This is a genomic window from Marinobacter arenosus, from assembly GCF_019264345.1.
Classification (GTDB): Bacteria; Pseudomonadota; Gammaproteobacteria; order Pseudomonadales; family Oleiphilaceae; genus Marinobacter; species Marinobacter arenosus.
This window is the reverse complement of the sequence record NZ_JAHVAO010000001.1, coordinates 813,402-837,892: the sequence shown is the minus strand read 5'-3', so window position 1 is coordinate 837,892 and position 24,491 is coordinate 813,402. Positions and strand designations below refer to the sequence as shown.

The window sequence follows — 24,491 nt, the reverse complement described above, 5'->3', positions numbered from 1 at the left end:
TCCCGGGGCAGCGTCAGGGGCGCAAAGTCGCGTTCAGACGATGTGGAGTTTGACGTTGTGTTCGGTCAGCAATTGACGGATGTCCAGAGGAGGCTGGGCATCGGTGAAGACGTGATCGGCCTGGGTGATGTTGCCCAGGCGGACCATGGCGTTCCGGCCGAACTTGGTGTGGTCTGCGGCGAGGAGCACCTGATCGGAATTGGCGATGATAGCCTGGGCGACACGGACTTCCCGGTAGTCGAAGTCGAGCAGGGAGCCGTCGTCATGGATGCCGCTAATGCCGATGATGCCGAAATCCATCTTGAACTGGTTGATGAAATCACGGGTGGCCTCACCGACGATGCCGCCATCACGGTTCCGGACCTCGCCGCCGGCGATGATGACGTGAAAGTCCTCTTTTGCGGACAGGATGGATGCGACGTGCAGGTTATTGGTGACGATCTGGAGATTGTTCCGGACCAGCAGCGCCTTGGCGATAGTCTCTGTGGTGGTGCCGATATTGATGAACATGGAGGCGTTGTCGGGAATCATTTCCACCAGGGCTTCGGCAATGCGCTCCTTGGCTTCCAGGTCCATGATTTTTCGGGTTTGATAGGCGGTGTTGACCGTGCTCGAGTCGATCCCGGCTCCACCATGATGCCGGCGAAGCTTCTTTTCCTTGGCCAACTCGTTGAGATCACGGCGGATGGTTTGAGGCGTTACCTTGAACTGATCAACCAACTGCTCCGTGGTGACGAACCCGCTCTGCTGAATCATCTCCATAATCAGGTCCTGTCGGCGACGCTGTGCCATTCACACTACCTCCGCAGTTTTGCTGTGTTCTGATACGAAAAACCGGCCGCTGGTAAACATGTCTGGAGTTTAGTGTTTTTCAGGCGGTTATGCAGCTTCTGGCGGCTGTCTTCTCGGGTCCATTTGCGGAATCCGACGATCTCGGTTGGCTTTTATGTTCAAAAAAGTAAAAATGCGAACAAATAAGAAAGCAAGGACGACCAGACCATGAGCCAATACATACTTTCAATTGACCAGGGAACGACCAGCTCCCGAGCAATTCTGTTCGATCTGGAGGGACACTGCCGGCATTCCCATCAGGAGGAGTTTGCCCAGCATTTTCCCGCCAGCGGCTGGGTGGAGCACGATCCGGAAGATATCTGGGATTCGGTTCAGAGAACGATCAGCCGGGTGATGGCCGAGGGCTGCAAACCCGGTGATGAGGTGCTCGCTGCAGGTATCACCAATCAGCGGGAGACCACCCTTCTATGGGATCGCCAGACCGGGGAGCCCGTGTATCGGGCCATCGTCTGGCAGGACCGGCGAACGGCCTCCTTCTGTGAATCTCTGAAGAAACAGGGGGCGGAGCCCTGGGTGAATGCCAAAACAGGCCTGCTCATTGATCCCTATTTTTCGGCCACAAAGATTCGCTGGATCCTGGATAATGTGCCCGGAACCCGTGAGCGTGCCGACCGCGGCGAGCTTGCGTTCGGTACGGTCGACAGTTTCCTGCTCTGGCGGCTGACGGGCGGCCGGCAGCATCGAACCGATGCCACCAATGCCAGCCGTACGTTGCTGTTCAATATCCATACCCAGGAGTGGGATCCCGAGTTGCTTGAGCTGTTCGGCATTCCCGCCTCATTGTTGCCGGAGGTAATGGACTCGGCCGATGAATTTGGAGAGATCACTGAGGCCGGGGCCCTGAACGGTATCCGGGTTCGGGGAGTTGCCGGCGACCAGCAGGCAGCGCTGTTCGGTCAGACCTGTTTTGAGAAGGGCATGGCCAAGAGCACCTACGGGACCGGATGCTTTCTCATGCTGAACACGGGCGAAAAGGCTTTGAGATCGGATCACCGTTTGCTGACAACGGTGGCCTACCGGGTTAAGGGTAAGCCGACCTATGCACTTGAGGGCAGTATCTTCGTTGCGGGAGCCGCCATACAGTGGTTGCGGGACGGACTCCGGCTGATTGCCGATGCCTGTGAAACCGAGCCGCTGGCGCAAGGCACGCCGGTGGATCATGGCGTCTACCTTGTGCCGGCGTTTACCGGGCTTGGAGCGCCTTACTGGGACCCCAACGCCCGCGGTGCGATCTTCGGACTCACCCGTGATACCGGCATCCGGGAGATCGTAACGGCCGGCCTGCAATCGGTCTGCTACCAGACCAAGGATCTCCAGAAAGCCATGGAACGCGACGGCATCCGCCCCGTGACCCTGCGCGTGGACGGGGGCATGGTGGCCAATAACTGGGTAATGCAGTTTCTTGCGGACGTATTGGGTGCGCAGGTTGACCGGCCGTCATTCGTCGAGACGACGGCTTTGGGCGCGGCGTACCTCGCCGGGTTACAGGCAGGCATTTACGGGTCGCTGGACGAACTTGCGGAGCTATGGCGGTGTGACCGCCGCTTTGAGCCGCAGATGACCAAAACGGACCGGGACCGCCTCTACGACGGCTGGACCCGGGCCGTGGAGAAGCTCTGACCGGCCCCGGGACAGCACCTTGGCCGGGGCTAACGGACGCCGAGTTCCCGCAGGCGTTTGTACAGGGTGTTACGGCTGATGCTGAGCTCCCGTGCGGTCCGGGAAATGTTCCCCATGCATTGATGGTAGACGCGAAGGGTGCGTGCCAGCGGGTCCCGCCCCTTGGCCGTTTCCGCGTCATGGTCGGTGTCTCGGAGGGCAGGCATCGCCTCTGAGGCCGGGGCCGCCAGAGACGATTCGCTGTCGTCGAGCTGAGCCAGAAAATCCTCGGGCAGGTGCCAGACCTGGATGTCTTCGCCATCGGCGATGGCAATGGCCACCCTGAGTACGTTCACCAACTGACGAATGTTGCCTGGCCAGGGATGATTCTCCAGGGCGGCCAGCACGCTCGGGGACAGTTCGTCAGGTTGCCCGGATTCCCGATGCTCCCGGTAGATTTCCCGGATCAATTCCCGTTTGTCCGCCCGGTACCGCAACGGTGGCAACTCCACGCTCAGACCGTTGATCCGGTAATACAGGTCGGTGCGGAACTGACCGGCTTCTATCCGGGATGCCAATGACCGGTTGGTAGCGGTCACCAGCAAGAGGTCCACTGACACGCTGTCTGTGGAGCCGACTGGCGTCACCTCGCGCTCCTGGAGCACCCTGAGCAACCGGGATTGGGCCGAGAGCGGCATCTCCCCGATTTCATCCAGGAACAGGATTCCCTTGTGGGCCTTGCGAATAAAACCCAGCGAGCCCTGGGCCCTGGCGCCGGTAAAGGCACCCGGCTGATACCCGAAAAGTTCCGATTCAACCAGTTCCGGCGGAATAGCGGCGCAGTTCACCGACACCAGGGCTTCGTGCTTGCGGTGACTGGCGCCATGCAGGGCTTTGACCAGTATTTCCTTGCCGACGCCGGTTTCGCCGGTAATCAGAAGCGGCACGCCTCGTTCCAGCACCTTGAAGGCCTGGCTGGCGCAACGGCGGACGGAGGCATCGCCGAATTCAATGGCAGTCAGGTCGGGCTGGGCAATGCTGGGGGCTTGTTCCGACTTCTCCGGCGCAAACCGGGCGTCGGGCTCTGCGCGCGACGCCGGCCGTTTCAGCCGGGCACTCAAGCGCACCTTGCTCCGAGTCACCAACTGCATAGGCATCCGCTCTGGGTGCGCCAGTATGTGGTTGCGCGGCGTGGTGAACAGGTCATCGAGGCGCCGGTTCATGGTGTCCTGGCCCAGGAGCTGGTCCGCCCGCTGGTTGCTTGAAATGATCATGCCTCGGTCATTACAAACGAGAATGCCGGACCAGGGGCTGTCGAAGTTATCGGCGGTCGTATTGAGGGTGATCTGACAATGGCTGTGCTCGAAATGCCGGCTGATGAGCCGGTTCTCAACAGACTGGGACAGTAGCCTCACCATCCCCAGTGTGTGTGCCCGGGGCAGGTAGGCATCACTGAACACACTGAGGGCGCCGGCCAGTGTCTTGGTGGCGTCAAAAATGGGCGCTGCCGAGCCAATCAGGCTGCGATGCAGTTTCAGAAAGTGTTCATTGCGTTCGATCTGAACCGGTTTGCCGGTCGCGATACAGGTCCCGATGGCGTTGGTGCCACAGGTTTGTTCATGCCAGTTGGCTCCGTCCTCGAACCAGGGCTTGAGGTGGGCCTCGGTGATTCGGTCGTCGCCCCAGCTGCGGAGAATATTGGCTTGCCGGTCAGCGAGCAAAATCAGGCAGCGACTGCTGGAGAGAACGTTCCTGTAATACGGCAGAACCTCGGCCTCTGTCATGGCCAGTAGTTCAGTCGTTTCCCCGGTCGTGTCCGCGCCTTTCGGGGTCTGCGCAGTTGGCGAAGGCTGGTCTTCGTGTTCCAGCCCCTGGGCGATGCATCGATCCCAGGACTCTGTGATTACACTCCGGTAATCGCCGTACTCATTCTTCCTCATTGAGCGCCACCTTCGGGTTCGTTTTCTTCTTATTGAACACCGTTGTCGGATTCTACGGTTCGTTTGACCGCGCAGACCTGTTCAATCATCTGTGCAAACACTGTTCAGGTCAATGTTCAATCTGGACAAAGTATCGTTAAACGAACATGTTGATTTTCGTTTTAGAAATCACGGTAATTGCAAAAACCTCGGTAAAACAACAGTGTACAGTTTCTTGGTGGGGGAAAGTGCGAAGCTGGTACAGGTATTGCGTTCTCGTATTCGAATTCGAAGCGCTGGAGGCATGGCTTAGTCTCCGGGCTGCATCTACAAGAACAACAAGGAAAGCCTATGTCCTTAACACTGGAGAATCTCTCCCGTGTGGTCGACGGAGTCGATTATGTCCGGGATGCCAACCTGACCTTTGAGGCCGGGTCCTTCAATGTACTGCTTGGTCGCACGCTGGCGGGAAAGACCTCCCTGATGCGACTGATGGCGGGCCTGGACAAACCCGATACTGGCCGACTGATCTACAACGGTGAAGATGTGACCGGGCAAAGCGTGCAGACCCGGAACATTTCGATGATCTACCAGCAGTTCATCAATTACCCCAACCTGACCGTCTATGAAAACATCGCCTCGCCGCTCAGGCTGGCGAAGATGACCGACTCGGACATCGATCGTCGGGTCAAGGAAACCGCGGCGATGCTGCGGATCGAACCACTGCTTAAACGGCACCCGCTGGAGTTGTCGGGGGGGCAGCAACAGCGGACCGCCATGGCCCGTGCACTGGTCAAGGACGCCACCCTGATTCTCTTTGATGAGCCCCTGGTCAACCTCGACTACAAGCTTCGCGAAGAGTTGCGGGCGGAACTGCGGGAGCTCTTCCGCGAACGTCAATGCATCGCTGTCTATGCGACGACCGAAGCGAACGAAGCACTGGCACTTGGCGGGACCACCACGCTACTCCACGAAGGCAAGGTAGTGCAGACCGGGCCAGTCATGGAGGTCTACCGGAGGCCGGTGAATACCCTGGCGGCCCAGTTGTTCAGCGAGCCGCCCATGAACATGATTCGAGGCAGGGTAACCGCAACCGAAGTCACCTTCGATGAATACTCCCATCACGCCCTGACGCAGGGGCTCGCCCGGCTGGATCCCGGTGATTACTGGTTCGGTATCCGGCCCAGCCACATCGGCCTTGTGCCCGCCAACGAAGACGACCTGGAAATGTCCATGGAGGTCGAACTCAGCGAGATCAGCGGCTCGGAAACCTTTATGCACGTGCAGAACCGCTACTTCGAAATGGTCCTTCAGCTGATGGGGGTGCACCAGTACCACACCGGTGCCCCGGTCAAGGTCTATCTGCCGATCAATAAACTGTTCGTCTTCGACGACAGTGAGCGGCTCGTCCATACCCCGTCACCGGTGAGAGCAGGGGAGGTCTGATGGCAGAAATCCAGTTGAAGTCGCTGGCCCACAGCTACAGCGACATGCCCAAGGACCCCGATGACTACGCGATCCGGCAGCTGGATCACATCTGGGAAAAGGGCGGCGCCTATGCCTTGCTGGGGCCGTCCGGTTGCGGCAAGAGCACCATGCTCAACATTATCTCGGGTCTGGTCCAGCCGTCGGAGGGTGATGTCCTGTTCGACGGCAAGCGCGTGAATGAGTTATCGCCCCGTGACCGTAACATTGCCCAGGTATTCCAGTTCCCCGTGATCTATGACTCCATGACGGTCTACGAGAACCTGGCATTTCCCCTCAAGAACAACAAGGTCCCGGCCTCGAAGATCAAGGCCCGCGTGCACGAGATTGCGGAAGTCCTGGAGATTGAGGACAAGCTCTACCGGAAAGCCAAGAACCTGACGGCCGACGAGAAGCAGAAGGTCTCGATGGGGCGCGGCCTGGTGCGTGAGGATGTGTCCGCCATATTGTTTGACGAACCCCTGACCGTGATCGACCCGCAACTGAAATGGAAGCTGCGACGCAAACTCAAGCAGATTCATGAGCAATTCGACATCACCATGGTGTATGTCACCCACGACCAGCTCGAGGCGTCGACCTTTGCTGACAAGATCGCGGTGATGTACAGCGGTCAGATCGTCCAGTTCGGTACCCCAACAGAGCTGTTTGAGCAGCCGAACCATACCTTCGTTGGCTTCTTTATCGGCAGTCCCGGGATGAACCTGGTGGCCGTCGAACGCTGCGCCGGGGGCGTCTGTTTCGACGACGTCGTTGTTTCGCTTGAGCCCTGGCAGGTGGAGATGCTCCAGCTACTCAAGTCCTCCAACGTGAAAATTGGCATCCGGCCCGAATTCATCCAGGTGTCCGGGGTGGCATCTGACGACACCTACGAGTCGGACGTTCTGGATGTCGAGGACCTGGGGACCTACAAGATCGTCACCGTCCAGCTTGGCGGGGAACGGCTGAAGGTTCGCCAGAACGAGGAGTTCCAGGCCGAGGTCGGCGACCGGATTCACCTGTCATTCCCGAAGCAGTGGCTGAAGCTGTACGTGGATGAATTTCTGGTACAGGAGCAACCGTGATGGAGAAGATACCCAATAATCGCGCTTGGTGGCTGGTGCTGCCGGTATTCATCCTGGTCGCGTTCTCCGCGCTGGTGCCTTTAATGACGGTGGTGAACTATTCGGTGCAGGACATCTTCGGGCCGGGCCAGGCCTACTTTGTCGGCACGGAATGGTTCCGTGAGGTTCTGACCAACGAGCGGCTGCAGGATTCCCTGGTGCGCCAGTTCGTTTTTTCCGGTGCCGTGCTGCTGATCCAGATTCCACTGGGAATCGGCGTGGCACTCATGATGCCCAAGTCCGGAATCAAGGCGTCGTTGTGCCTGATCCTGCTGGCGATTCCATTGCTGATTCCCTGGAACGTAGTGGGCACCATCTGGCAAATCTTTGGCCGCGGCGATATCGGTCTGTTTGGCTGGGGCCTGAACGAACTCGGCTTTGACTACAACTACACCGGCGATACCGTCGATGCTTGGTTGACCGTGCTGTTGATGGACGTCTGGCACTGGACACCCCTGGTGGCGTTGCTGTGCTACTCGGGGCTGCGGGCCATCCCCGAAGCCTTTTATCAGGCCGCGGAAATCGACCGGGCATCGCGGTGGGCCGTCTTTCGGTACATCCAGCTTCCGCGTCTCAAGAGCGTGTTGATCATCGCGGTCCTGCTCCGGTTCATGGACAGCTTCATGATCTACATCGAACCGTTCGTGTTAACCGGCGGCGGGCCGGGAAGCTCGACGACGTTCCTGAGCCAGACCCTGACCACCATGGCAATCGGCCAGTTTGATCTGGGTAGGGCGGCGGCCTTTTCCCTGATCTACTTCCTGATCGTGCTGCTGGTGTCCTGGCTGTTCTTTACGGCCATTACCCATGCCGACAAAGACCAATAGGAGGCGGTGATGCACGAGACACGAGGCAAGAACATCGGGATCACGATTTTCATCCTGTTATTGCTGACGCCGATCTACTGGCTCCTGAACATGTCGTTCAAGACCAATCAGGAGATTCTCAGCGGTCTGACGCTGTGGCCAGAGACGTTTACCCTGGACAACTACGCGGTGATTTTTACCGACCCCAGTTGGTACAACGGGTACATCAACTCCATGATCTACGTGTCCATGAACGTGGTGATCACCCTGCTGGTGGCTTTGCCCGCTGCGTATGCGTTCAGCCGCTATCGCTTCCTCGGGGACAAGCACCTGTTCTTCTGGCTGCTCAGTAACCGCATGGCACCGCCGGCGGTTTTCCTGCTGCCGTTTTTCCAGCTGTACTCGTCCATCGGCCTGTTCGATACCCACATTGCCGTGGCCCTGGCCCATTGCCTGTTTAACGTGCCCCTGGCGGTGTGGATCCTGGAAGGTTTCATGTCGGGTGTGCCCCGGGAGTATGACGAGATGGCGTACATCGACGGCTACAGCTTCCCGAAATTTTTCATCAAGATCTTCCTGCCCATGATCCGGTCCGGAATCGGCGTGACGGCCTTTTTCGCCTTCATGTTCTCCTGGGTGGAATTGCTGTTGGCGCGCACCCTGACGTCGGTGGACGCCCAACCCATCGGGGCAATCATGACGAGAACGGTGGGCGCCAGCGGCATCGACTGGGGAGTGCTGGCGGCTGCGGGTGTCCTGACTATCATTCCGGGGCTGCTGGTGATCTGGTTTGTGCGTAACCACGTTGCCAAGGGCTTCGCGCTCGGACGCGTTTAGAGGAGAACCAACATGCTTGCATGGATGAACTGGACGCCAACCGTCGCAATTTTCTTCACAGTGATTGCCGGCATTCTGGCGACCATGACTGTCTGGGAGATTGTCTCTCCCTGCACCGAGCGCAAGGGATTTCTGCCCATAGCCACCACGCGCGGTGACCGGCTGTTTATTGGCCTGCTGTCCGCCGCGTACATACACCTGGCCTTTCTGGCCGTCAGTACGGTCAGCCTGTGGATTGCCCTCGCGATCTCGGTCATCTGGTTGCTGGTGTTGCTGCGCTGGGGATAGGGACAGGCCAGCGGAATCTCAGAACAACGATCGTGATCGCCCGGAACGGCGGTTCGATCAAAGGAATAGCGGCTAGAGACGCTATGCACAGGGAAACGGAATAGTGACTGTTTCGTTCCATTCAAAACAAGACGAACGAGGTAGGATATGTTCAAGAACAACAACTATCCGAAGACCCTTCTTCTCAGTGCTGCCATCGGTGCTGCAGGGTTGGGGATGAGCCTGCCGGTCAGCGCTGACCAGTATTCGGACGCGGCCGAGAAGTGGGTGGATGATGCCTTCAAAAACTCGACCCTGACCCGGGAAGAACAGCTTGAGGAATTGGCGTGGTTTGCCAAGGCCGCCGAGCCGTTCCGGGGCATGGAAATCAACGTGGTCTCGGAAACCATCGCGACCCACGAATATGAATCCAGTGTGCTCGCCAAGGCGTTTACCGACATCACCGGCATCAAGCTCACCCATACCCTGATCCAGGAAGGGGACGTAATCGAAAAGCTGCAGACCCAGATGCAGTCTGGTCGTAACATCTACGATGCCTACGTGAACGATTCGGACCTGATCGGTACCCACTTCCGCTATGGCAAGGTGGTCCCGGTTGAGGACATCATGAATGGTCCCGGTAAGGACCTGACCCTGCCAACCCTCGATCTGGACGATTTCATCGGACTGGATTTCGTGACCGCTCCGGACGGCAAGCTTTACCAGTTGCCGGATCAGCAGTTCGCCAACCTGTATTGGTTCCGGGCCGACTGGTTTGAGCGCGACGATCTCAAGACCCAGTTCAAGGAGATCTACGGTTACGATCTGGGCGTGCCCGTCAACTGGTCCGCGTACGAGGACATCGCCGAATTCTTCTCGGTGCACGTCAAGGAGATCGACGGGGAGCGTGTCTACGGCCACATGGATTACGGCAAGAAAGATCCGTCACTGGGCTGGCGCTTCACCGATGCCTGGTTCTCCATGGCTGGCGCCGGCGATAAGGGCCTCCCGAACGGGCTGCCCGTGGACGAATGGGGCATTCGCGTGGATGAGTGCCACCCCGTGGGCTCCAGCGTCAGCCGCGGCGGCGCTACCAACGGACCGGCCGCTGTCTATGCGACCACCAAGTACGTCGATTGGCTCGACAAGTACGCACCGCCCGAGGCCCAGGGCATGACCTTCTCGGAAGCCGGTCCGGTCCCGGCCCAGGGCAACGTGGCCCAACAGATTTTCTGGTACACGGCTTTCACCGCCAGCATGGTCAAGGACGGTCTGCCGGTAGTGAACGACGATGGCACGCCGAAATGGCGCATGGCGCCTTCTCCCCGTGGTCCGTACTGGGAAGAGGGCATGAAGCTGGGCTATCAGGACGTGGGTTCCTGGACCTTCTTCGATTCAACGCCGGAGAAGCGTCGTCTGGCCGCCTGGCTGTACGCCCAGTTCACCGTGGCGAAAACCGTTTCTCTGGAAAAGACCCTGGCGGGCCTGACTCCGATCCGCGAATCGGACATCAACTCCGAGGCGATGACCGAAGCCGCGCCAAAGCTTGGTGGTCTGGTGGAGTTCTATCGAAGCCCGGCGCGGGTCCAGTGGTCGCCAACCGGCACCAACGTCCCTGATTATCCGAAGCTGGCCCAGCTTTGGTGGCAGTATATTGCCCAGGCCGCCAGTGGTGAGGCTACCCCCCAGGAAGCCCTGGACGGATTGGCCAAGGCCCAGGATCGTGTCATGGAGCGTCTGGAGCGGGCGAATGTCATGGCCACATGTGGTCCGAAACTGAATGAGCCCCGCGATCCGCAGTACTGGCTGGATCAGCCGGGAGCGCCGAAAGCCAAGCTGTCGAACGAAAAACCGCAAGGCAAAACGGTTCCCTACCAGGAACTCCTGAAGACCTGGGAAGACGCTCGCCAGAGCTGATACCCGTGCTGTGTCGGCCCGCCGCCTGTCGGAGATGGACGGGCGGCGGGCCAGCCTTCCTCTCCGGGACCGAACTGGTCCCCGGCCTCAGAGTGTGATGGGTTTGCCGGCCTGGGCTCGTCGTGCCTCCCACTCGGCGCGCGTCTGGGTTGCCTCACTGCCCGGCATGGAATCAATGATGCTGAAGTAATCGGAACTGTATTTGTCCGACACGACGGTGTCGCGGGGTTTGACCTTGACCACATAGACGGTCTGTTCGTTCTGGTGGTCGAAGTCACGCCAGTGCTGCTCGTCCTTCAGGAAGGTGTAGCGGTGTCCCTCCAGGGCCGCCCGGACCTTGGCCGTGTTGGTGGTGCCGGCGCGTTCGACGGCTTCCTTGTACTGGTACACGATGCTGTAGGCAGACGCCGCAGCCGAGGAGGGCCGCATTTCATAGCGATTCGAGAAGGCCTCCACGAATTCCTTGCCCCTCGGGTAATTCTTCTCATACGGCGCATTCCATACCCAGGGTGCCCCGCCCACAATGCCTTCCATGATGGTCGGGCCGACCTGGCGGGCCATGCCGAGGGTAAGGTTCGGTACTACGATCTGGACTTTGTCCTTCAGCCCCATCTCGTAGGCGACATTCAGGGCGCGAACCATGTCGTCGCCGAACAGCACCAGCATGAGTACCTTGGCATCGCTGGCGGCGGCTTTTTCCAGCGCCTCGCGGAAATCATTGATCAGCGCCCGTGGGAAAGGCGTTTTCACACCCGGGTGATCGCTGGTGTTCTCTGTCTCCGAGAATTTGCGCACCGATTCTTCAACGGACCAGCCCCAGGTGTAGTCGGCGGTAATGTAGAAATACTTCTCGCCGGCGTGGTTGCGCTTGAGGTACTGACTCAGGGCCTTGGCGGTCATCCAGGCGTTGTAGGGCTCCCGGAACATGTGGCTATGGCCTTCGCTGCCGGTCGTCGCGTTGGAATAGGTCAGGGTACCGAAGTAGAGCCGGTCCCGTTCCCGGGCAGCCTTGCCGGAAGCGATGGCCACGGCGCTGGAAACGCCGCCAAAGACCATCTCAGCACCTTCTCTGTCGATCAGCTCAGCGGTGTTCTTTGCCCCCTGGGCCGGTTCTCCGCGTGTGTTGCGGATAACCAGCTCCAGCTGCCGACCAAGGACGCCGCCGGCCTTGTTGATTTCGTCCACGGCGAGGAAGGTGCCGAGTCGTTGTTGCAGCCCCTGGTCCTTGTAGCGCCCGGTCTGCGGGTAGTTCAATCCGATCCTGAGGGTTTCTGCGGATACTGTGGCACTTGCGAGCAACAGCAGGCAGACAGAAAAGAGAGCTTTTCTGAGCGTCATTGATGTCAACCTCCGGCATGCCGTTCCGGGAGAGGGCAAAGAACGGCGGGTTCTTTTTTGTTTAATTGTTAACCGGCGGTAAGTGTCAGTGCTGGCCAACGAGCCAACAATGGGACTTAGGTGGAAGATTTGGTAACAATTTGTACGGCCCGGAAGGTTGCCGATTTCCTCGCTGTTTCAGGGAACTGCCTGGTCGCGAACGGCCTCGAGCAAGGCGTACCAGAGCGGTCGAGGCAGATCCTTCCGAGCCCCCTCCAGTGCCCCCTGAATCCGTGCCGCCCGCAGCGAGCCGAGCACCGGGACCGGTCGACCGGGAAGCTGGCGTAACCAGGCGATGGCCAGACCGGTTTCGCACAACCCCGTTTCCTGCCCGGCCGCCTTCATCAGGGTGTCGGGGATGGCCTGTCCCAGTGCGCCGCCGCCCAGGGGGGACCACGCCAGCCAGCGCAGGTTGTCCGCGAGATGGGCTTCCAGCGTGCCATCGAACAGGGGAGCGGTGTGAGCCAGCGACAACTCACACTGGTTGCAGATCAGTGGAAGATTGGTATGACGCTGGAGCCAGCGCCATTGGTCGGGCAGAAAATTGGAGACGCCGATCTGTCGGACCTTGCCTGCGGCAACCGCCCGTTCAAGCGCCTGGGCAACGCGATCCGCCGCCATCAGCGGATCGGGGCGATGAATCAGGAAGGTATCGATCTGTTCGACTTGAAGGCGACTCAGCGCGCTGTCGATGGCGTCGGTCAGGTAGTGGGCCTCTGCGCGATAGTGTTTGGTGCCCCAGCGGCTGGCGTCCAGATGGGCGGGCACAATTCCGGCCTTGGTGATGACCCGGATCTCCCTTTGAAGCCCCGGATCCGAGGCCAGGGCTTCACCGAAGATCCGTTCGCATTGACCATCGCCGTAGATATCGGCGTGGTCGAACACTGACAGGCCCTCATCAATCCGGGCCCGGATCCACCGCGCCAGGGCCTGTGGTTGGCACAGATCCGGGTGGTCCAGCAATCGCATCATGCCCAGGATCAGTGGGGGCTCGGAAGCCGGAAACGGTGTTGATGTCGGCATACTATTTCCTCGCAAAGGCTACCACGACGCGGTCATCCCCAAGGCGTCGTGAGAAAACATACGGTTGATGGCTGATGAGGGTGTGGGATCCGGCACCGATGGCGGGATGGCGTGCCCGGAACTGCCCCAGTTTCTGCCAGTGACTCAGGACGGCCGCGACGTCCGGGGCGTTAAGGTCCGCCCAGTTCATATCCGAACGGGTCCCCTGATGGGGGTCGGAGCCGGTAGGTCCAAACGGGCGACCGGTTTCGTCACCGTAGAAAATCTGGACGGTCCCCGGGGTCAGTAACAGCGCCGCCGCGGCACGTTTCTGGAGCACGGGGTCGTTGCCCGCCATTCGGCTGAACAGGGTAGTATCGTGGGACGACAGGTAGCTCATGACGTTGAATGGCGTGCCGCCGTTCAGTGTGTCGGCGTACTCTTGATACACCGGTTCCATGGCCGTCAGACACCTCGCGCCGGCGTGGGCTTCCGCTTGCAGATCGAAATTGATCACCGCATCGAAACCGGCATCGAAGTAGCTGCTCCGGCGCACGGAATGAGGAAATACCTCCGCCACCATCCAGAAATCATGTCCCGGCAGCGAGGATTCCGGATGGCGCGCGCGGTAGTCGTCCAGTGCTTCCTGGGCGCGCGCCTTGAGCTCTGCCCAGGCAACCGGTTCGACGTGCTTGGCGGTATCGACCCGGAACCCGTCGACGCCGAAATCACGCACCCAGCTCGTGAGCCAGGTGATCAGGTGATCCCGGACCGAGGCTTGGTCGAGCGGGACCGCCCGGCTGCTGGCCTTGGTCCGGAGGAAGTCGGGCAATTCAACGGGTTCGTCCGTCTCCGTCTTGAAGTCCGGAAGGAACGCCAGGGAACCTCGTTGAGGATCCACCGCGGCACTGGGCGGCGTGTCGTAATCGGCAATGCCGGCCCGAACCCAGCCCTTGCCCCACCAGTGGCGCCAATCGGGGTGGTCGTAGTCAATCAAGGCGTGGTACGCGTGCTGGTTTTCCCAGGATTCCGGTTGCCAGTCACCCCATCGGGGCGGCAGGTGCTTCTCAAAGCCGTCGAACAGGGAACCGAAACCGAACGTCTGCATGTCCTGCAGGGTACTATAGCCCGGGTGATTCATCACCACGTCCATAATGACCCGGATACCCCGTTGGTGGGCCTGGTTCACCAGGGCACGAAATTCCGAGCGGGTGCCGTAGTTGGCGTCCGGTACGGTAAAGTCCAGGGTGTAATAGCCGTGGTAACCGTAGTGCCGGAAATCCCCGCGGTCTCCACCGCCGACCCAGCCATGAATCTGCTCGAACGGAGGGGTAATCCAGAGTGCGTTGACGCCAAGCTCCGCCAGATAGTCGAGCCGGGCTGTGAGACCGGCAAAATCGCCACCATGGAAGGTGCCAATCTCCTCCTTGCCATCGGGTTGACGGCCATAGCTGCGGTCGTTGTCGGCACGGCCGTTCGCAAACCGGTCGGTGACGGCAAAATAGACGGTGGCCCCGGCCCATTCGAACCGGTTCACCGGGGCGCGGATCGACTCCAGCAGAACAAGTCCCTCCGCCTGCGGATCTGGTTTGAACCGCACGGAGCCATCGCGGACCGTGGCGGTGGTGCCGCTGTAGAAATCACGAACCGTTTCACCGTCGTCAAAGGTGCCTGCAACGGGAATGCTGACGGTACCGGTTTGAGTTTGGCACGGCGTGTCAGGGGGCTCACTGCCGGGCGTTGCCGTCGCCGGCGGGTGGACAGTGGCCAGGCATCCGGCCAAAAGGAGGACGGGGACGCGGCATGACGGAGATCGGGCCAGGGCACGAGTGCAGCGGTTCATGAGGGACGCTCCGGGTGCGATTATGGTTGTTATCGACGCCATCAAAGCAAAGTCCGGGGCGGGGTGGTAGACGGAATTTTTACGCCTTTCTACTCCCCCGTGCTACGCCTCGGGGAATGAAATCGGGGGGGATGCTAATTTCACGGAATTGCAACAGAGTGCAGACACTCGCAAAAGAAAGCTTTGCGTTAAGCCCGGCCCGAGAACCTCGCGACTGGCCGGACAACAAGAATAAGGCAAGAACACACAGAGGAAACACCTGATGAATCGTCGACTCTTTATACGCAGCACTCTCGCCGCATCGGTCATGGCCGCAACCTTCGGTCTCTCGGCGCCAGCCCATGCCGAAATCGAAGAAGGCAAACTGGTGGTCTGGATTAACGGAGACAAGGGCTATGATGGCCTTCAGGAAGTAGGCGACTGGTTTACAGAAGAAACCGGTATTCCGGTTGAAGTTGCCCACCCGGACAGCGCAACCGACAAGTTTCAGCAGTCCGCCGCCACGGGTAATGGTCCTGATATTTTCATCTGGGCCCATGATCGCTTTGGCGAGTGGGCGCAAAGCGGCATCATTTCCGAGATTAAACCCTCCCAGAAAGTTGTTGACGCCAATTACGAGTTTACCTGGGATGCGGTCACCGTTGACGGTAAGAAATACGGCTATCCGATGGCGGTGGAGTCCATTGGCCTGATCTACAACAAGGACCTGCTGCCTGAGCCGCCAACCGCATTTGAAGACATTCCCGCTGTGCACAGCAAGCTCGCACAGGACGGCAAGCGCGCCATCCTTTGGGACTACAACAACACCTACTTCACCTGGCCGATGCTGGCGGCCGCCGGCGGTTACATCTTCGCCGAGGGTGACGACGGTAGGGTGGACGTGAAAGACACCGGTGTGAACACCGATGGCGCTATCAAAGGTGCCAAGGCCCTGTCGATGCTGATTGAAGAAGGGGTGATGCCCCGTGGTGCCGACTACAGTGCCATGGAATCCAGCTTCAACAAGGGCGAGACGGCCATGATGATCAATGGTCCCTGGGCCTGGGGCAATCTGGAGAAAAGCGGCATCAATTTCGGCGTCACCACGTTGCCGACGGTGGATGGCCAGCCCAGCAAACCGATGGTCGGCGTGATGGCGGCGACCCTGAATGCCGCGAGCCCGAACAAGGACCTGGCCGTTGAGTTTCTGGAGAACTATGCGCTCTCGGTCAAGGGGCTGAAAATGGTCAACAGCGATGTTCCCCTTGGCGCCGTGGCGAACAAGGCGTTTATGGACGAGCTGTCGGCGGATCCCAATATCCGGGCAACGTTCGAAAATGCCCAGTTGGGCGAACCCATGCCCAGCGTTCCCGCCATGGGAGCGTTCTGGTCGTCCATGGGGCCGGCCCTGCAGAACATCACGTCCGGCCGGCAACCCGTTGACGAGGCACTCGACGCCGCGGCCCAGCGAATCACCCGGTGATCCCGGTGGCGCGGGTCTGACTGGCCCGGCCCCGTATACGTACACGCAGATGAGAATCTGCCGTCGCCCATCGGGCGACGGCAACCTACGGGCTGACTACAATGATAACGGAAACCCTATCCCACCCCGGAACCGAAAGCAGACACTCCATGACCAGAGCCTTTCTGAAATGGGGCGCCCTGGCCGCCCTGGTCGGTATGGCGCTGTACCTGATCCTGGCCCTCTACGCCCAGCGTGAGTTCGTGTTTGCCATGCTGTTCCTGGTGCTCACGGCGTCCGCCGTGGTGGTGTTCATCAATCGCAGGCTGTATGCGCACCGGTATATCTTCCCGGCCATCGCTGGCATGGGGCTTTTTGTGATCTTTCCGCTGATGTACACGATCGGTATTGGCTTCACGAATTACAGCGCCAGCAACCTGCTGAGTTTCGAGCAGGTGCAAGACAACCTGCTCAGCCGGACCTACCAATCCGAAGCGGTTCGATACAACTATCAGCTCTATCGGACCGATGCTGGATACGTGCTCTACCTGGAAGGCCAACACCAGAATCTGACGTCTGCGCCGCTGGATCTGGAGGCCGGTGAAACCTCGGCGCCGGTTCTGCCAGTGGCCGGCAAACCCTCCGGCGAGCCACTGGGAATCCGGGACATTATCCAGCTCAGGGAGGTGCTCTCCGAGGTAACCCTGGTGACCGAAGACGGTCGGGAACTCAGCCAGGCAAGCCTGCGCTCGTTCGCCGCCATTCATCCCCAGTTCACCCTGCACGAGAACGGCAGCCTGACGGACAACCAGACCGGAACGACCTATTACCCGGATCATGAAACCGGTTTTTACCGCTCAGCCGAGGGTGCATCCCTGTCTCCGGGTTGGACCGTCAACATCGGCTGGGACAACTACCTGAAAGTCGTCAGCGACCCGACCATTCGCGGCCCGTTCTTCCAGATCTTTGTCTGGACCCTGGCATTTGCGGTGGCAACGGTCGTGCTTACCCTGGCGCTCGGGTTGCTGCTGGCCAACCTGCTGCAGTGGGAGCAGATTCGCGGCAAGGCCTTTTACCGCACCATGTTGATCCTGCCGTATGCCGTGCCGGCGTTCATCTCGATCCTGGTGTTCAAGGGGCTGTTCAATCAGAACTTCGGGGAGATCAATTTGGTTCTGGAGGGCCTGTTCGGGCTGCGTCCGGACTGGTTCAGTGATCCGGCCCTGGCCCGCACCATGATCCTGATCGTCAATACCTGGCTGGGCTACCCCTACATGATGTTGTTGTGCATGGGGCTGCTGCAGGCCATTCCCAAGGACCTGTACGAGGCGTCGGCGATGGACGGCGCCGGACCGGTCAGTAACCTGTTCAATATCACGCTGCCCCTGATCATCAAGCCGCTGATGCCGTTGCTGATTGCCAGTTTTGCGTTCAATTTCAACAATTTTGTCCTGATTGCCCTGTTAACCGGCGGCGCGCCCGACATTATTGGCGCGAGCACTCCGGCCGGAACCACGGATCTGCTGGTGAGCTACACCTACCGGATTGCGTTTCAGGATTCAGGGCAGAACTTCGGGCTGGCGGCTGCCATTGCCACCGCCATCTTCCTGGTTGTCGGCGCGCTGTCGCTGATCAATCTCAAACTGTCCAAGATCAAGGTGTAAGGAGCTTCCCATGGCAATGGTTCAACCCCGCTCCACGAAATACCGCGTGTTGGCGTCCCACCTGGGGATGTTGGCCTTTATCGCGATCGTGCTGTTTCCGCTGCTGATGGTGATTTCGATCTCCTTTCGGAGTGGCAACTTTGCCTCGGGCAGCCTGCTGCCCGAAAATCCATCGCTGGAACACTGGTACCTGGCGCTGGGTATTCCCTACACCGGGGAAGATGGCGTCACCACGCAACCGCCATTCCCGGTCCTGCTCTGGCTGTGGAATTCGATCAAGGTTGCAGTGGTTTCTTCGGTGCTGATCCTGGCGCTGTCCACCACCAGCGCCTATGCCTTTGCTCGCATGCGCTTCGCCGGGAAAGGCGCGGTGCTGAAGTCCATGCTGATCTTCCAGATGTTTCCGCCGGTACTGTCACTGGTCGCGCTCTACGCGTTGTTTGACCAGATCGGCAACCACGTGAGCTGGCTGGGGCTGAACACGCACGGTGCCGTAATTGTTGCCTCGCTCGGAGGTATGGCATTGCATATCTGGACCATCAAGGGCTATTTCGATTCCATTGATCGCTCCCTTGAGGAGGCGGCAATCGTGGACGGTGCCACCACCTGGCAGGCGTTCCGATACATTCTGCTGCCTTTGTCGGTGCCGATTCTGGTGGTGGTATTCATCCTGGCGTTCATTATGACCATCATGGAATACCCGATGGCCTCGGTACTGCTGGTCGATACTGACAAGCTGACGCTGGCCGTGGGCGCTCAACAATACCTGTACGAACAGAATTACCTGTGGGGTGACTTCGCTGCCGCAGCGGTGCTCTCAGGCTTACCCATTACCGTGATTTTCCTGTACTGCCAGAAATGGATTGTCGGCGGCCTGACCGCCGGCGGCGTCAAAGGATGATTCGCAACCTGTGACGGTTTACCCGGCCAGATGAACCTTCCCCCCACTGGCCGGGCTTTTTACGATCACGCAGGGTTCCACCCTGGCACCGGATCAGTTCTGGCCAAAGACCCGTTCTTCTTCGAAACGGTAATACCCGGCGGCTTCCTCGGACCGGATAACCTCCGCCATGTCCTTTCCAAACACCTCTTCCGTGAGCGCATTGAGCGCCTCCTGGCGTTCAGGGCCTTGCTCGTATTGCTCCAGAATGGCGTTCCGTTCGGACTGGTAACGGTCGCCCTTGCTCCAGCGTTCGTCCCGGCTCCGGTCAAGATCTCCCCAGCGGTCAAGGGCTTCGTCGCCCATGCCCAACTGGGCTCGAATGCCACGCAGGGTGGCGTAGCGCTCCGGAGCCGGCTGTTCATGCAGGGAAGACTGTACGGAGGGCAGGGTGAGAAACCGGTCGGTCAGCTCCTGGCGACGGCTTTCAAGAACACGGCTGGCCTGGTCGCCGTAGGTCTGTTCGATGGCCTGAGTGTAAGCCATGGCCTTGGTGAGGGGCGTCCCCGAATTGGAGTCAATGCTTTGAAGCGATTGCGACAATGCCTGACTCTGCAGTTCCGCCTGCCAGATCAGCTCGGCGTCAGCCCCGAACAGTTCCTGGCGTTTGGCCCAGATGAAATCCCGCCGCTCCCCCGGCGCCATTGCCCTCAAGGCATACCGTTCCTGCTCCATGAAGTCCTGGTAGGCAAGCAGGGCGGTGACCCGCTCCCGGAGCGCGTCGTGATGGTCCGGGAACCACGTCTGCAGCAACGCCAGGAGATTTTCCTCCCAGTGCGCCGGGTCGATGGACGCCAGGTAGCGCATCATGTCCTCGAGCAAGCGGACCTGGGCCTTGGGTTGGTCCAGGTGAGCGCCGTACTTCGATAGCAGTTGCTCGCGTACCCGCTGCAGCTCGGTGTTTTCTGTCACCTGAGGCGTGTTCGCGTCAACCGCCGGCGGAGGTGAATCGGCCGCCGGTTCCGTGGAAACGGCTTGCGCATGTTCAGGTGTCGGGGCCACGGAGGAGGCTCCCGTGCCTGCCGTGATCCAGGCATAGGCGGCGACGCTGAGGGTGAGGCCGGTAATGGTGAGGCCCTGGGTTTTGGTCAGTTTCACGTTGGGCACCTTCGATTGTTGTTTTTATCAGATAGCGATGCACTAGATTGCCGCGACCGGTCGATCATGCCAACCGAATTCGGGGCTTTGTGTCGCCCAACTTGCCATGGCGTGACTTCAGTCACACCAAAGCCGGGGCATATCAGATAGAAAGGAAAGGTCTGCACGTGGCGGACGCCTCGGTAGTCTGGACGGCGATGATTGCCGTTCGCACCGCGAGGATTCAGGGATTGAGTACAGGGATAGGGATACCTGCCCGTGGGGATGTCGGCGACAGGCCAGACCCCAGACAGCATTTACCGTGGTTAGGCTCACAACAAAAACAAGAGGCTAACAATAATGAAGAACGTCAGTACCCTGAAAAAACTGGGTGCCATCGCGCTTTTCGCCGCTGGCATCGTGAATTCGCCCCACACCCTGGCCCGCGACGCAAACCTGACGCAGTATCCGGTCGTGTTTGCCCACGGCATGGCCGGTTTCGATGACATTCTCGGCTACGACTACTGGGGCGATGACTACGGCACGTTCGTGCTTGATCCCTGCGATAAGCTGTTTGAGTCGAACTGCAACGGCGATGTGAATGACAATCAGCGCAGTTTCGTGTCATCGGTAACGCCCTTCCAGAGCTCCGAAGTTCGCGGGTACCAACTCGCCAATAACATCGAAAGCTACATGGCAACCTCCGGCGCCAGCCGGGTTAACATCGTGTCTCACTCGCAGGGTGGCATTGACGCTCGTAAGGCAGCCCGCCTGCTCCGCGAGCGCAAGGGATACCGCGTCGTGGAAACTCACGTGAGTATCTCCTCGCCACACCGGGGGTCACCGGTGGCAAAGTACGTCCTGGACTACTACGCCAATTCGGTGACGGAGACGCTCGCCAACTATTTTGGTGACGTGGTCTACGGCAGTGGTAACGACGCGATCGCCGGCGCCAAGCAACTGGTTTACGACGATTACGATCCAAATGACGGTGTCACCACCGGGATGAAGGCGTTTAACCAGAAGTACCCGTCGAGCACCAGTTATGTCGCCAACTCCGTTTCGCTGATGACCGCTCAAAGCGGCAGCAACGTGAATCCGGCGCTGTGGTTGGTGTCGGAGCTGATCTATAACATCGATGGGGACGGCTACTGCTACGACGACTGCAATAACGACGGTGCCGCGGGCCAGGGCGATGGCAATCCTAACGAACGGGACGATGACGGCGTCGTTGGCATCAACAGTCAGCAGCAGGGCTACCGGATGGAATACGCCGAATGCTGGGGTTGCCTGGATTACGTGTGGGAGCGCACCAACCTGGGTTACGTCTCCGACATTAATCATCCCAACAGCACTCAGATGACATCGTCGGCCTACGTCATCAACCAGGATCACCTGGACGTGATTGGCGTCGGCCCCGATACGTTCGACGAAATGGAGTTCTACGCAGCCATTACGGATTACATCGCCGATCGCGGCGACTGAGGAGCGACTTTCCCACCGGGTCGTGGCAATCGTTATCATTGCCCGACCCGGCGAGGCAGGATCAGAAGTCCACGCAGGGTTCCTGGTACAGCCGCGGACAGGCAGTCCCATCCTGCCGGAACAGGTGGCATTTATTGGCATTGAGGCCAAGTGTTACCGGTGTCCCTTCCTGGACGGGGTTTCCGCCATCGGTGCGCATGGTGAGCACGCCCTCCACATGTTCGACTTCCAGGTGCACCAGTGTCTGGTATCCAAGACGTTCGACCACGTGTACCTCGCCCTTCAGGTACATATCGGCTTCCGCATTTTCCGTCAGATGTTCCGGGCGTACCCCCAGTGTGACCTGCTCACCCACGGACAAACTGCCGCCGTTCACGGGCAGTTCCAGGTGATGGTTGCCGGGAAACTCGACAGTCACGCTCTGGCTGTTGGCGGCTACCACGGAGCAGTCAATAAAGTTCATCTTGGGAGAGCCGATGAAGCCCGCAACAAAACGGGTCGCCGGATAATGGTAGAGCTCCATGGGTTTGCCAATCTGGGCAATCGCACCGCTGTCGAGGGCGACAATCTTGTCGGCCATGGTCATGGCCTCGACCTGGTCGTGCGTGACATAGATCATCGTTGCCCCAAGGCGTTTATGCAGCTTCGAGATCTCGATGCGCATCTGCACGCGAAGTGAGGCGTCGAGGTTCGACAGGGGTTCGTCGAACAGGAAAACCTCCGGTTCCCGGACGATGGTACGGCCGATGGCCACGCGCTGGCGCTGGCCGCCGGACAGGTCTTTGGGCCTGCGCTCCAGCAGCTTGTCCAGTTGCAGCAAGGTGGCTGCATCGTTAACGCGCCGCTCGATTTCAGATTTCTGGGTCTTGGCGAGTTTCAGGCCAAAGGCCATGTTCTCGGCCACATCCATATGTGGGTAGAGGGCATAGGACTGGAACACCATCCCCACTTCCCGTTCCTTGGGTGGCAGATCATTAACCCGGTTGTTGCCGATGTACAGATCGCCGGAGGTTATGTCCTCCAGGCCGGCAATCATCCGCAGCAGGGTGGACTTGCCGCAACCCGAGGGGCCGACAAATACAACGAATTCTCCGTCCTGAATATCCAGGTTCACATCCCGGGTGACCTGGGCTTCGTCAAAACTCTTGCAGATATTTCGTAACGTGACGCTGGCCATAACTGGTATCTTCTTGTTGGGTCGGTATGATCTTAGAGCCTGGCTATTTCAACGCCCCAGGGCTCCAGGTTCAGGGTCGTGCCTTGCCATTGGCCGCCGACAAACTCCGGTGTCCCGGAAACCGGCTCGCACCCCCCTGGCATGGAAATACGGGTCCGCCTGTTGCTGAGGTTCAGGGCAATAATCAGTGTGTCCCGATCAAGGGAACGGGTGAAGACAAGGGTGCCTTCCGGGCTCTCATGAAACTCGATGTCGCCTTTCAGCAGCGTGTCCCGATCCTTGCGCCAGCCCAGGAACGAACGGTACGCGGCGAGCACCGAATGGTCTTCGTCGTGCTGGACTGTCACGGCCGCGTTGTAGTGGTCATCATAGACCGGCAGCCAGGGCCGTGCATCGGAGAAGCCACCATGGGATGCCTCATGGTGCCAGACCATGGGCGTCCGGCAGCCATCGCGGCCTTTGTACTCGGGCCAGAAATTGATGCCGTAGGGGTCCACCAGATCGTCATAGTTCAGCTCGGCTTCGGTCAGCCCCAACTCCTCACCCTGGTAGATGCAGACACTCCCCCTGAGCGTGAGCAGCATGGCCATGTAGGCTTTCAGTTGCCGCTCTGAAGTCGCGCCCCACCGGCTGGCAACCCGGGTGACATCGTGGTTGCCAATAGCCCAGCAGGGCCAGCCGTTGGTGAGCTTGTCCTCGATGGTGCTGACCGTTTTGCGGAAGAATTCAGCGCCATGCTCTTCGGTGAGCAGGTCAAAGGAATAGGCCATGTGCAGCTTGTCGCCGTCACTGGTGTAGTCCGCCATGGTCTGCAGCGAGTTGTCATCGCCGATCTCGCCCACCGTGGTGGTGCCGGGGTACTGTTCCAGAAGACTCCGCAGGCGCTTCAGAAACTCGAGGTTCTCGGGCTGGGTCTTGTCGTGTTTGTGAAGCTGGTAGGCGTAGGGGTTCTCTTTCCGGACGCCGATGGACCCTTCGGCCACCACATTGCTCGCCGGGTTGTTGCGAAGCTTCGGGTCGTGGAAGCAGAAGTTGATCGCATCCAGCCGGAACCCGTCCACGCCGCGGTCGAGCCAGAATTTGACGTCGGACAGCACCTGGTCCTGAACGTCCCGGTTGTGGAAGTTCAGGTCAGGCTGGCTGGCCAGGAAGTTGTGCAGGTAGTACTGCTTGCGCCGGCTGTCCCAGGCCCAGGCCGAGCCGCCAAATACCGACAGCCAGTTGTTGGGCGGAGTGCCATCGGCTTTTGGGTCGGCCCAAACATACCAGTCTGATCTCGGGTTGGTGCGATCGGCCCGGCTCTCTTCGAACCAGGGGTGTTGATCGGAGGAATGACTCAATACCTGGTCGATCATGATCTTGAGGCCCCGCTTGTGGGCCTCGGAAATGAGTTCGTCAAAATCGGCCAGGGTGCCGAAAATCGGGTCCACATCCCGGTAATCGGAAACGTCGTAGCCGAAGTCTTTCATTGGCGAGGTGAAAAACGGGGACAGCCAGATCGCATCCACATTCAGGCTGGCAATGTAGTCAAGCTTGGCAGTCACACCCGGCAGGTCACCAATCCCATCGCCGTTGGAGTCATAAAAGCTGCGTGGATAAACTTGGTAAATGACGGCGCCACGCCACCAGTCCGGATTGTTGGTCATGTTGTCTCGCTTGTTTTCCGGTGGTGAAAGATCCTGATTCATAGTGGGACGCCCGGA

General features: G+C 59.5%; 19 protein-coding genes. 11 read left to right on the top strand and 8 right to left on the bottom strand.

What is annotated here, in order from left to right:
- Window positions 1–33: 33 nt before the first annotated feature.
- Window positions 34–792 (bottom strand): DeoR/GlpR family transcriptional regulator, encoded by a 759-nt coding sequence (locus tag KXD86_RS03805; RefSeq protein ID WP_218634750.1) that lies wholly within the window; start codon window positions 790–792, stop codon window positions 34–36.
- A gap of 207 nt (window positions 793–999) precedes the next feature.
- Here KXD86_RS03805 and glpK point away from each other — a divergent pair, with 207 nt between their 5' ends.
- Entirely contained in the window at window positions 1,000–2,472 is a 1,473-nt protein-coding gene (gene glpK, locus KXD86_RS03800) for a glycerol kinase GlpK (RefSeq protein ID WP_218634749.1), read from the top strand.
- 29 nt (window positions 2,473–2,501) lie between these two features.
- Here glpK and KXD86_RS03795 read toward each other — a convergent pair whose 3' ends face one another.
- Complete coding sequence (locus tag KXD86_RS03795; RefSeq protein ID WP_218634748.1) at window positions 2,502–4,391, bottom strand: sigma-54-dependent Fis family transcriptional regulator; 1,890 nt, start codon at window positions 4,389–4,391, stop codon at window positions 2,502–2,504.
- Between the two features lie 330 nt (window positions 4,392–4,721).
- On the opposite strand from KXD86_RS03795, the gene KXD86_RS03790 reads away from it, so the two are divergent.
- The 6 genes from KXD86_RS03790 to KXD86_RS03765 all read left to right on the top strand — a co-directional run bounded on the left by KXD86_RS03790 (window position 4,722) and on the right by KXD86_RS03765 (window position 10,782).
- Entirely contained in the window at window positions 4,722–5,816 is a 1,095-nt protein-coding gene (locus KXD86_RS03790; RefSeq protein ID WP_218634747.1) for an ABC transporter ATP-binding protein, read from the top strand.
- Window positions 5,816–6,916 carry an ABC transporter ATP-binding protein gene (locus KXD86_RS03785; RefSeq protein ID WP_218634746.1) on the top strand — a complete coding sequence of 367 codons (1,101 nt, stop codon included), beginning with the start codon at window positions 5,816–5,818 and terminating at the stop codon, window positions 6,914–6,916. The genes KXD86_RS03790 and KXD86_RS03785 overlap by 1 nt, the downstream gene beginning before the upstream one ends.
- Window positions 6,916–7,782, top strand: a complete 867-nt coding sequence (locus tag KXD86_RS03780) for a carbohydrate ABC transporter permease (RefSeq protein WP_218634745.1) — start codon at window positions 6,916–6,918, stop codon at window positions 7,780–7,782. The genes KXD86_RS03785 and KXD86_RS03780 overlap by 1 nt, the downstream gene beginning before the upstream one ends.
- A 9-nt stretch (window positions 7,783–7,791) precedes the next feature.
- Window positions 7,792–8,598, top strand: a complete 807-nt coding sequence (locus KXD86_RS03775) for a carbohydrate ABC transporter permease (protein WP_218634744.1) — start codon at window positions 7,792–7,794, stop codon at window positions 8,596–8,598.
- A 12-nt stretch (window positions 8,599–8,610) separates the two neighbouring features.
- Complete coding sequence (locus KXD86_RS03770) at window positions 8,611–8,886, top strand: DUF2160 domain-containing protein (protein ID WP_218634743.1); 276 nt, start codon at window positions 8,611–8,613, stop codon at window positions 8,884–8,886.
- A 147-nt stretch (window positions 8,887–9,033) separates the two neighbouring features.
- On the top strand, window positions 9,034–10,782 hold the full coding sequence (locus KXD86_RS03765) for an ABC transporter substrate-binding protein (protein WP_218634742.1): 1,749 nt from the start codon (window positions 9,034–9,036) through the stop codon (window positions 10,780–10,782).
- Window positions 10,783–10,869: 87 nt separating this feature from the next.
- Here the strand turns inward: KXD86_RS03765 and KXD86_RS03760 are convergent, their stop codons facing one another.
- The 3 genes from KXD86_RS03760 to KXD86_RS03750 form a co-directional block, all read right to left on the bottom strand.
- Entirely contained in the window at window positions 10,870–12,120 is a 1,251-nt protein-coding gene (locus tag KXD86_RS03760; RefSeq protein ID WP_218634741.1) for an ABC transporter substrate-binding protein, read from the bottom strand.
- Between the two features lie 177 nt (window positions 12,121–12,297).
- Window positions 12,298–13,182, bottom strand: coding sequence for an aldo/keto reductase (locus KXD86_RS03755; RefSeq protein ID WP_228739314.1), 885 nt, complete (start codon window positions 13,180–13,182; stop codon window positions 12,298–12,300).
- Between the two features lies 1 nt (window position 13,183).
- Window positions 13,184–15,004: an alpha-amylase gene (locus tag KXD86_RS03750; RefSeq protein WP_218634740.1), complete on the bottom strand. Its 1,821-nt coding sequence runs from the start codon at window positions 15,002–15,004 to the stop codon at window positions 13,184–13,186.
- Between the two features lie 262 nt (window positions 15,005–15,266).
- Here KXD86_RS03750 and malE point away from each other — a divergent pair, with 262 nt between their 5' ends.
- The 3 genes from malE (at window position 15,267) to malG (ending at window position 19,010) form a co-directional block, all read left to right on the top strand.
- Window positions 15,267–16,466, top strand: coding sequence for a maltose/maltodextrin ABC transporter substrate-binding protein MalE (gene malE, locus KXD86_RS03745; protein WP_218634739.1), 1,200 nt, complete (start codon window positions 15,267–15,269; stop codon window positions 16,464–16,466).
- A 101-nt stretch (window positions 16,467–16,567) separates the two neighbouring features.
- Window positions 16,568–18,109, top strand: a complete 1,542-nt coding sequence (gene malF, locus KXD86_RS03740) for a maltose ABC transporter permease MalF (RefSeq protein WP_218634738.1) — start codon at window positions 16,568–16,570, stop codon at window positions 18,107–18,109.
- Window positions 18,110–18,119: 10 nt separating this feature from the next.
- Complete coding sequence (malG, locus tag KXD86_RS03735; RefSeq protein ID WP_218634737.1) at window positions 18,120–19,010, top strand: maltose ABC transporter permease MalG; 891 nt, start codon at window positions 18,120–18,122, stop codon at window positions 19,008–19,010.
- Between the two features lie 93 nt (window positions 19,011–19,103).
- Here malG and KXD86_RS03730 read toward each other — a convergent pair whose 3' ends face one another.
- On the bottom strand, window positions 19,104–20,147 hold the full coding sequence (locus KXD86_RS03730; RefSeq protein WP_218634736.1) for a hypothetical protein: 1,044 nt from the start codon (window positions 20,145–20,147) through the stop codon (window positions 19,104–19,106).
- Window positions 20,148–20,486: 339 nt separating this feature from the next.
- On the opposite strand from KXD86_RS03730, the gene KXD86_RS03725 reads away from it, so the two are divergent.
- The gene (locus tag KXD86_RS03725) at window positions 20,487–21,611 is read left to right on the top strand and encodes an esterase/lipase family protein (protein ID WP_218634735.1); all 1,125 of its coding nucleotides are present in this window, start codon (window positions 20,487–20,489) and stop codon (window positions 21,609–21,611) included.
- A 61-nt stretch (window positions 21,612–21,672) separates the two neighbouring features.
- On the opposite strand, the gene malK is transcribed toward KXD86_RS03725, so the two are convergent.
- Both malK and KXD86_RS03715 read right to left on the bottom strand, forming a co-directional pair.
- Entirely contained in the window at window positions 21,673–22,788 is a 1,116-nt protein-coding gene (gene malK / locus KXD86_RS03720) for a maltose/maltodextrin ABC transporter ATP-binding protein MalK (RefSeq protein WP_218634734.1), read from the bottom strand.
- A gap of 32 nt (window positions 22,789–22,820) precedes the next feature.
- Entirely contained in the window at window positions 22,821–24,476 is a 1,656-nt protein-coding gene (locus KXD86_RS03715) for an alpha-glucosidase (RefSeq protein ID WP_376770948.1), read from the bottom strand.
- Window positions 24,477–24,491 lie beyond the last annotated feature (15 nt).